This is a genomic window from Streptomyces sp. GQ60 (assembly GCF_059758875.1).
On the sequence record NZ_JCAXEG010000046.1, the window covers coordinates 1 to 8,113 of the forward strand.

Annotated in this window: 9 protein-coding genes; 6 read left to right on the top strand and 3 right to left on the bottom strand. The window is 71.5% G+C overall.

The window, feature by feature from the left end; all coding sequences use genetic code 11:
• The 3 genes from AC6CKD_RS37780 to AC6CKD_RS37790 all read left to right on the top strand — a co-directional run.
• The coding region (locus tag AC6CKD_RS37780) for a helicase-related protein (RefSeq protein WP_498333937.1) at nt 1-616 on the top strand (616 nt) is incomplete at its 5' end.
• Nucleotides 617-662: 46 nt separating this feature from the next.
• Entirely contained in the window at nt 663-1,067 is a 405-nt protein-coding gene (locus AC6CKD_RS37785) for a CBS domain-containing protein (protein WP_498333938.1), read from the top strand.
• Between the two features lie 49 nt (nt 1,068-1,116).
• Nucleotides 1,117-1,431 carry an SCO5918 family protein gene (locus tag AC6CKD_RS37790; RefSeq protein WP_498333940.1) on the top strand — a complete coding sequence of 105 codons (315 nt, stop codon included), beginning with the start codon at nt 1,117-1,119 and terminating at the stop codon, nt 1,429-1,431.
• A gap of 241 nt (nt 1,432-1,672) precedes the next feature.
• On the opposite strand, the gene trhA is transcribed toward AC6CKD_RS37790, so the two are convergent.
• Nucleotides 1,673-2,458: a PAQR family membrane homeostasis protein TrhA gene (gene trhA, locus AC6CKD_RS37795; RefSeq protein ID WP_498333942.1), complete on the bottom strand. Its 786-nt coding sequence runs from the start codon at nt 2,456-2,458 to the stop codon at nt 1,673-1,675.
• A gap of 206 nt (nt 2,459-2,664) precedes the next feature.
• Between trhA and AC6CKD_RS37800 the strand changes: the two genes are divergently transcribed.
• The 3 genes from AC6CKD_RS37800 (at nt 2,665) to AC6CKD_RS37810 (ending at nt 5,901) form a co-directional block, all read left to right on the top strand.
• A complete protein-coding gene (locus AC6CKD_RS37800; RefSeq protein WP_498333943.1) occupies nt 2,665-3,225 on the top strand; it encodes a hypothetical protein in 561 nt (186 codons plus the stop codon).
• A gap of 322 nt (nt 3,226-3,547) precedes the next feature.
• Nucleotides 3,548-4,879: a hemolysin family protein gene (locus AC6CKD_RS37805; RefSeq protein WP_498333944.1), complete on the top strand. Its 1,332-nt coding sequence runs from the start codon at nt 3,548-3,550 to the stop codon at nt 4,877-4,879.
• Nucleotides 4,876-5,901 carry a hemolysin family protein gene (locus AC6CKD_RS37810; protein ID WP_498333945.1) on the top strand — a complete coding sequence of 342 codons (1,026 nt, stop codon included), beginning with the start codon at nt 4,876-4,878 and terminating at the stop codon, nt 5,899-5,901. The genes AC6CKD_RS37805 and AC6CKD_RS37810 overlap by 4 nt, the downstream gene beginning before the upstream one ends.
• Nucleotides 5,902-5,965: 64 nt before the next feature.
• Here AC6CKD_RS37810 and AC6CKD_RS37815 read toward each other — a convergent pair whose 3' ends face one another.
• Nucleotides 5,966-6,379, bottom strand: coding sequence for an FAD synthase family protein (locus AC6CKD_RS37815; protein WP_498333947.1), 414 nt, complete (start codon nt 6,377-6,379; stop codon nt 5,966-5,968).
• Nucleotides 6,380-6,658: 279 nt separating this feature from the next.
• The coding region (locus AC6CKD_RS37820; protein WP_498333949.1) for an esterase at nt 6,659-8,113 on the bottom strand (1,455 nt) is incomplete at its 5' end.

An 8,113-nucleotide genomic window follows, 5' to 3' on the forward strand; every position in this document is an offset into this window, starting at 1 on the left:
GAACTTCGACAAGCAGGCCGCCACGACCGAGATCGCCGCCCGTGAGGGCCGCGTGATCATGTTCCTGGACACCAAGCACGCCGTGGACAGGCTGACCGAGCACCTGCTGAGCAACGGCGTCCGCGCCGCGGCCCTGCACGGCGGAAAGTCGCAGCCCCAGCGCACCCGTACCCTCACGCAGTTCAAGAGCGGGCACGTCAGCGTGCTCGTGGCCACGAACGTCGCGGCCCGCGGCATCCACGTCGACAACCTGGACCTCGTCGTCAACGTGGACCCGCCGACCGACCCCAAGGACTACCTGCACCGCGGCGGCCGTACCGCCCGCGCCGGTGAGTCCGGCAGCGTCGTCACCCTGGTCCTGCCCAACCAGCGCCGCGAGATGGCACGCCTGATGACGTCCGCGGGCATCACCCCGCAGACCACCCAGGTCCGCTCCGGAGACGAGGTCCTGACCCGGATCACCGGCGCCCAGGCACCCTCCGGCATCCCGGTCACCATCACCGCGCCGGTGTCCGAGCGGCCCAAGCGCAGCACGGCTTCCCGCGGACGCCGCGGCCCCATGTCAGCCGCCCGGCGCGCGAGCGCTCGGCAGTCCGCCTTCGATGCGGCGGCTTGAGCACCACGTGATCCGGAAACTGACCCATCTCTGCAGGAGGCAGATTTTGACGCTGGTCCAGATGCAGCCCCGCTCCGCGCATGCCGACCTCGTCCGCAGGACGGTGGACGACGCCATGGAGGCGGCCGGCCCGCAGGTCTGTGACGACATGACCGTCGAGGTGGCCCTGGCCGTCACGGCCAGTTCCCGCACGGACCGTCTGCTCGTCTGTGACGAGGACGGCCTGTGCACCGGGCTGGTGACCCAGGCCCAGCTCACCGCCGTCCGCGAGAGCGCGGCGTACACCGACCGGCTCCGTCTGCGCGATGTCCTCGGCGATCGCGGCCCGTTCGCTTCGCCGATGACCACGATGGCCGAGGCCCAGCACGCGATGCGTTACCGCAAGCTCGCCGCCCTGCCCGTCGTGGACGAACAAGGCAACGCTCTGGGCGTCCTCGCCCTCGCCCGCTGAACCACCTCCCCGTGGCCGGTCCCTTCCCCTCTTCTCCCTGTGAGGCACCATGCGCTGTGTCATCGCCCGCTTCCCGTTCGACCTGACCAAGAGCGGCGTCCTGGAATCGATGAAGGGCATCAAGCCCGAGCAGGTCCTCGGCGAGTCCGTGATCATCGGCCGCCGCACCTACCCCGTCAAGCAGGTCGGCCAGGTCCTCACCCGCCAGGACCGCCGCGACTTCAGCGCCGGCGAAGTCCTCCGCGCCATGACCCAGCTCGGCTTCACCTGCCGCGGCAGCCTTCCCCGACCCGCCGTGGCCACACGCGTACTCAGCCCCCTCCAGCGGGCCTCCGCCATGCTCGGCACCCCCGTCACCGCCTGACCGGTGGGCCCAGCGCGCCACCACCCGCACAGCAAGAGGGGCCCGACCGGCACGCGCCGGTCGGGCCCTTCCGCGTACCCACGGGGAAGCGCGAATCTTCGGCTCCATCGACCTCGGCCTGAGGTGATCGTGCCCGTCGTCATCGACGGGCTCCCGATCTTCAAGCATTCCCGAGGTGACGCGGGTGCACGGGCGCGGGGTGCACGGGCGCGGGCCTCGCACGCCCGCGGCCCCGCCGCGCTCAGCAGGCAGCGAGGAAGACGGCGATGTAGTGCGCGGTGAAGGCCGCCACGGTCAGGGCGTGGAACACCTCGTGGTAGCCGAACCAGCGGGGTGAGGGGTCGGGGCGCTGGAGGGCGTACACGACGGCGCCCGCGCTGTAGAGCAGCCCGCCCGTCACGATCAGGGTGAGTACGGCCGCCCCGCCGCTGTGCAGGAAGTCGGGCAGGTAGCGCACCGGTGCCCAGCCCAAGGCCAGGTAGCAGGGCGTGTACAGCCAGCGGGGCGCTCCGATCCACAGGACGCGGAAGGCGATACCGGCCAGAGCACCCGTCCACACGATCCACAGGAGGACGGACCGCTGGTCAGGGGCGAGAAGGAGCACGGCCAGCGGGGTGCAGGTGCCGGCGATGATCAGGAAGATGTTGGCGTGGTCGAGGCGGCGCAGGACGGCCTCGCCGAGCGGTCCCCACGTGCCGAGGTGGTAGACGGCGCTCGTCCCGAACAGCAGCCAGGCGGTGACGGCGTACACGGTGCAAGCCACCGTGGCCCGCGGGGTGCCTGCCAGGCAGACGAGGACGATGCCCGCGGCCAGGGACGCGGGGACCATGCCGGCGTGGAGCCAGCCCCGCAGCTTCGGCTTGATCGGCTCCACCAGATCGGCCGCTCGGCCGAACAGGTCGGCGACGGGCTGGGAGCCCTCACCTTCTCCATCCGTCGGTGCGGAGACAACATGGCCGGCTACGGCGTCGTCCCGGGACGCTGCTTTCCGCTCCGACTCGGACTGCTGGGCATCGCTGGCAACCATGAGTCCATGCTAGGAGCTTGTCCGGAGCGGCATCATCCGAGGTCTGCCGCAGTCCGCCGGACGCGGCCGGGTCATCCGCCTCATCGCGTCGGTCCTGGCAGTCTTCCTCCAACTGGGGCTGTGGAACTCGTGTAGTCCGGCGGGCCAGGGGAACGATCTGGGCTTCCGAACGGGCCTCTCCGCTCTCCTACGTCCAAGGACCGCCGATGCTTCCCGAGTTCCGCGCCCACGCGTCCGCCCCCCTCTCCCATCAGCTGGAACAGCGGCTGGGGCTGGACCCCCGCCTCGAAGCCGGCCACATCGACGTGGAGCGCGTCGCGGACATCGCCGTCGTCGCATCGGCCCACTCCGACGGATACGTGGCCACCGCGCACCTCCTCGGTCTGCTGGCCGCGCTCCCTGCCCCCACCGAGTCCGGAGAGCACTTCTGGTCGGAACTGTGGAGGTCCTCGGGCTCCCTCTACCTGCTCCCCGCCAACATCAAGGCGTGCGTACTGAGTTCGCTGGCAGGAGAGGGCACCGGCCTGGCCGGGCAGATCCTCTCGGCCTTCGACGAGATGACCCCGCCCCAGCGCATCGCAGCCGGAGAGGTCATCGGCCGGGCACTCGCCGAGTCCGACCACCTCCCCGACCTCAAAACGCAGGTCATCGGAGAGCTGTGGCTCCGTGACCTCGAAATCACCGCCTGGCGCGTCCTGCACGCGGACCACAAATCAGCCGATCCGTCCAGGCGGGAAGCCTTCTTCCACGCATGGACGAGCGTCTGATCTGCAACGTCACCCGTACGTGCACCGCCTCATGCGTGCGCGATGCGTGAGCGGACGGGGCGGCACCAGCCGTCATGCCAGGAAGCGGCACAGTGCGCGGCCCCGGACTGCTCGTCCGGGGCCGTTTGCGTGTTCGGTGCGGTCCTTTGCCGGGGCTTTAAGCTGGCTTCGGGGAACACGTCCCCGCCAGGTATGCCGTAGCCGGGCCCCCGAGGTCCGCAGAGTCAAGAAGGAGCAGCAGACCCGCAATGGGTGAACCTCCCAGTCCCAGCCGTGCCACACCTTGCCCGCAGCATCAGAGCCGGGAAGCGGGGGTGGCACGGTGACCGCAGTGCTGTTGCTGCTCCTCTCCCTGGCCCTGACGCTGGCGTGTGCGGTGTTCGTCGCCGCCGAGTTCTCGCTCACCACCGTCGAGCGCAGTGAGCTCGAACGGTCCGCGAAGGCCGGTGAGCGCGGCGCCGAGGGCGCCCTGAGGGCCGCCAAGCGGCTGACCTTCCAGTTGTCCGGCGCCCAGTTGGGCATCACCGTGACCTCGCTGGTGATCGGCATGCTCGCCGAGCCCGCAGTCTCCGCGCTGCTCCGCGGCCCCCTGGAAGCGGTCGGACTGCCCGCCGGAGCCGTGCCGACCACCGCGACCCTGCTGGGTGTGGGGCTCTCGACCGTCGTGCTGATGGTGGTCGGTGAGCTGGTGCCGAAGAACTGGGCGATCTCCCGGCCGCTGGCCGTGGCGAAGGTCGTCGCCGGTCCGCAGCGTGCGTTCACCGCCGCGTTCGGCCCGCTGATCCGGCACCTGAACAACACCGCGAACCGGCTCGTACGCCGCTTCGGCCTCGAACCGGCCGAGGAGCTGGCCTCCGCCCGTACGCCCGAAGAGCTGGTGGCACTGGTGAAGCACTCGGCACGGCAAGGCGCCATCGAGGCCGACTCGGCCGAGCTGTTCGTCAAGACCCTGCACCTGGCCGAGCTGACCGCGGAGAACGTCATGACCCCGCGCGTCGACGTCCACGCCCTGGAGCTCCACGCCACCGCGGCCGACGCCGCGGCCCTGACGCTCGCCACCGGTCTGTCCCGCTTCCCCGTCTACCGCGACAGCCTCGACGAGGTCGTCGGCACGATCCACGTCCGCGACGTCCTCGCCCTCGAAGAGGACGAGCGGGAGGTGACCACGGTCGCCGACCTGATGACGAGTGCGCTGCTCGTGCCGCACTCGCTGCCCGTCGACACCCTCCTCGGGCGGCTGCGCAAGGCTCGCACCATGGCCGTGGTCATCGACGAGTACGGCGGCACCGCCGGCGTCGCCACCATCGAGGACATCGTGGAAGAGGTCGTCGGCGAGGTCCGCGACGAGCACGATCCGGTCGAGGCCCCCGACCTGGTCGAAGGCCCCGGGCAGGACGGACGCCGGGTGTGGCGGGCCGACGGGAGCGTACGCCTCGACGAGCTGGCGGAGATCGGCTTGGACGCGCCCGCGGGCCCGTACGAGACCCTCGCCGGGCTGATCGCCACCCTGCTGGAACGCATCCCCGTCGAAGGGGACGCCCTGCGCGTCGGGGGCTGGGAACTGTCCGTGCTCGACGTGGAGCACCACCGCGCCGACCGGGTCTCGATCACCGCGCCCGGCGTTTCCGCGACCGATGAGGAGAAGGCCCGATGACCGCCGTCCAACTGCTGATCGGCGCCTTCACCCTGATCACCAACGCCTTCTTCGTCGGCGCCGAGTTCGCCCTGATCTCCGTACGGCGCAGCCAGATCGAACCGGCCGCGCTCAAGGGCGACCGGCGGGCGAAGACCACCCTGTGGGCGCTGGAGCACCTGTCCGCGATGCTGGCCACCGCCCAGCTCGGGATCACCGTCTCCTCGCTGGTCCTGGGCGCGGTCGCCGAGCCGGCCATCGCGCACCTGCTGGAGCCCCCGTTCCACTCCGCCGGCGTGCCCGAGGCGCTGATCCACCCGATCGCCTTCGTGATCGCGCTGACCCTGGCGACGTACCTGCACATGCTGGTCGGCGAGATGGTCCCGAAGAACATCGCGCTCGCCGCCCCGGCGCCGACCGCGCTGCTCCTCGGGCCGCCGCTGGTCGCGGTCACGCGGGCGCTGCGGCCGTTCGTCTTCGGCATCAACGCCTTCGCCAACACGCTGCTGCGGCTGATGAAGGTGGAGCCCAAGGACGAGGTGGGGTCGGTCTTCACCGACGACGAACTCGCCCGTCTGATCAAGGACTCCAGCGCCGCCGGGCTCCTCGCCCCCGAGGACGGCGAACGTCTCCAGGACGCCCTCGAACTCGGTACCCGGCCCGTCGGCGAGGTGATGGTTCCGCTGGACAGGGTCGTGACCGTCGGCCACGAGATCACCCCGCGCGCCCTGGAGCGTACGGCCGCCGACCACGGCTTCTCACGGCTGCCGGTCACCGGCCCCGGCGACGAGATCCTGGGCTACCTCCACATCAAGGACGCCCTCGGCGCCCCCGACCGCACCCGGCCCTTCCCCCGTACGGCGCTGCACCCGATCATCAAGGTCGCCCTGGACACCCCGCTCGACGACACGATGACCGCCATGCGCGCGGCCGGCACGCACCTCGCCGCCGTCACCGGCAACAAGGGCACCGTCATCGGCTTCGTCGCCATGGAGGACGTACTGGAGGAACTCGTCGGCGCCGCCCACGACCCGGACGCCTGACCGGACCCGCTCGGCCGCCGGCTACCGGCTACCGGCTACCGGCTACCGGCTACCGGCCATCGGGTCAGAGCTGCTGCATCAGGCGGTGGAGGTTCGTGCTGGAGGCGTGCATCGTGTTCGAGAGGTAGACGACCTCGACTCCGAGCGTGGAGAAGTCGCGCTCCCAGCGCTCGCTCCGGGGGGTGCCGCGCCAGTCGTCGCCCTTGAACAGGCGGTGGAAGCCGATCTGCTGCCAGGCGTCCAGGTTCTCGAGGGTGCGGTCGACGATGGCCTCGTCGACGCAGCTCATGGAGCTGACGACCTCGATGCGCTCGTGGAGCGGGATGGCCGGGGGGAATCCCTTGTAGCAGGAGGCCTCGTCGGTCAGTACGCCGGCCACCAGGTAATCGCACTGGGCGCGGGCCTGCTTGAGCAGGTTGAGGTGTCCGATGTGGAAGAGGTCGAAGACGCCTGACGCGTAACCGATGATCTGAGACACGGGGGTCCTCCCGGAGGCGCTGTAGCGGCCGGATAGTGGTGACGGTCTGGGGTGGGAGCGATCTTGCACCATCCCCCTCCCCTGGTAAAGGCCCAGTTCAAGGACGTGGGGCGGGGTCTCGCACGGGGTCTGGCATGAGGTCTGGCACGGGGTGTGGGATCGGGTGGGGCTGCGTACCGGCCCGGGAGGGGGATCCCCCTCCCGGGCCTGTGTCGCGCGGCCGGTTCCCGGCCCCGCGGGGCCTGGTGGCCGCTGGGGCCGGTCAAGCCGATGGGCTGGTCAGCCGATCGACCAGCCGAATGCGCCGCCGGCGGCCGGGAGGCCGTTCTGGCCCGGCTGGTGGGTGGTGACCGTGCCGGCGGTGCCGGTCCGGCCGGCCGTCGTGTTGCCCCACGGGAGGGCGTACACGGCGCCGAGCGGGGCGGCGTTCGGCACGCCGATCCGGAGCGCCGAGGTGGCTGCTCCCAGGTGGGCGCCGATGGAGTGGCCGGCCGTCGGGGTGCCGCCCAGGCCGGACGCGTCGCCCGCCTGGATCCACTGGTCGGTGTCACCGGGGACGCCGAGCGGGTCGAAGGTCTGCACCGCGCCCGCGTCGGCGACTCCGCCGATGTCCTTGCCCGGAATGCCGACCGCGAGGACGAGGGTCGCCGCGGTGGCGGGTGCGTCGGGGGCGAGGTTGACCAGGGCCACGCTCTGGCCGAGCCGGTCACCGGCGCCGGCCGCGCCGGTCACACCGGCGACCTCGGCGGTGATGGAGGCGACCTTGGTGACGACGCCCGCCCCGGTGATGCGGAAGGTGTAGGCCTGGCCGGCGTGGTCGACGGGCGCCGAGGCGACCGTCAGGCCCTCGCCGGGCACGCCGACCGCCAGGACGGTGTCGGTCGCGGCACTCGCGCCGGCCGGTGCGTAGGCGACGGCGGAGAGGGAGCCGCCGAACAGGTCGCCGGCCTCGGCCAGGCTGCTGACGAGCGGGTCGTTCTGGTTGAGCCCCACGAGGGGGGTCGGCAGGCCGCCCGCGGTCAGCTCGTGGGTGAGCAGCTGGATGTTGCCGGCGTCGGCCGCGGTGCCGATGGCCTCGTTCGGGGAGCCGATGACGATGTGGTTCGCGGAGGCGGCGATGGTCGTGCCGAACCGGTCGCCGGCCTCGACGTCGCCGTCCATCGCGGGCTTGTTCTGGTCGGTGACCGCGTTGGTGGTCCCGCGCAGGTAGTGGACGGTACCGGCGTCCTTGACGGCGCCGATGTCCTCGCCGGGTACGCCGATCAGCAGGTACGGCTGCCCCTGCGCGGTGTGGCCGGCGGCGACGGAGTGGCCGAAGCGGTCCTCCGCCCCGGGCACCGCGGACTTGATGGCGCCTTCGCCCGTGCCCTGGACCAGGTTGAGGGCGGCCTTGCCGGTGGTCAGGCCGCCTGCGGCACCGTAGAGGACGTTGACGGAGCCGGCGTCGGCGTCCGTGCCCGCGTCCTCGCTCGGGATGCCCACGACGAGGTCGGAGCAGCCGTCCTCGTCGTGGTCGAAGGTGGCCAGCTTCTCGCCGAAGGAGTCACCGGCCTCGGCGTCGTCCGGGACGGTGGCCAGGTCCTGGTGGAACTCGGCGGTGCCCTTGCCGCCGCCGTAGACCACGCGGACCACACCGGCGTCGGCGTCCCCGCCGACGGCCGCCTTGGGGTCACCGACGACGGTGTCCTCGATGGCGTCGCAGTTGAAGTCGGTGAAGCGGGGGCGCTGCGGCGC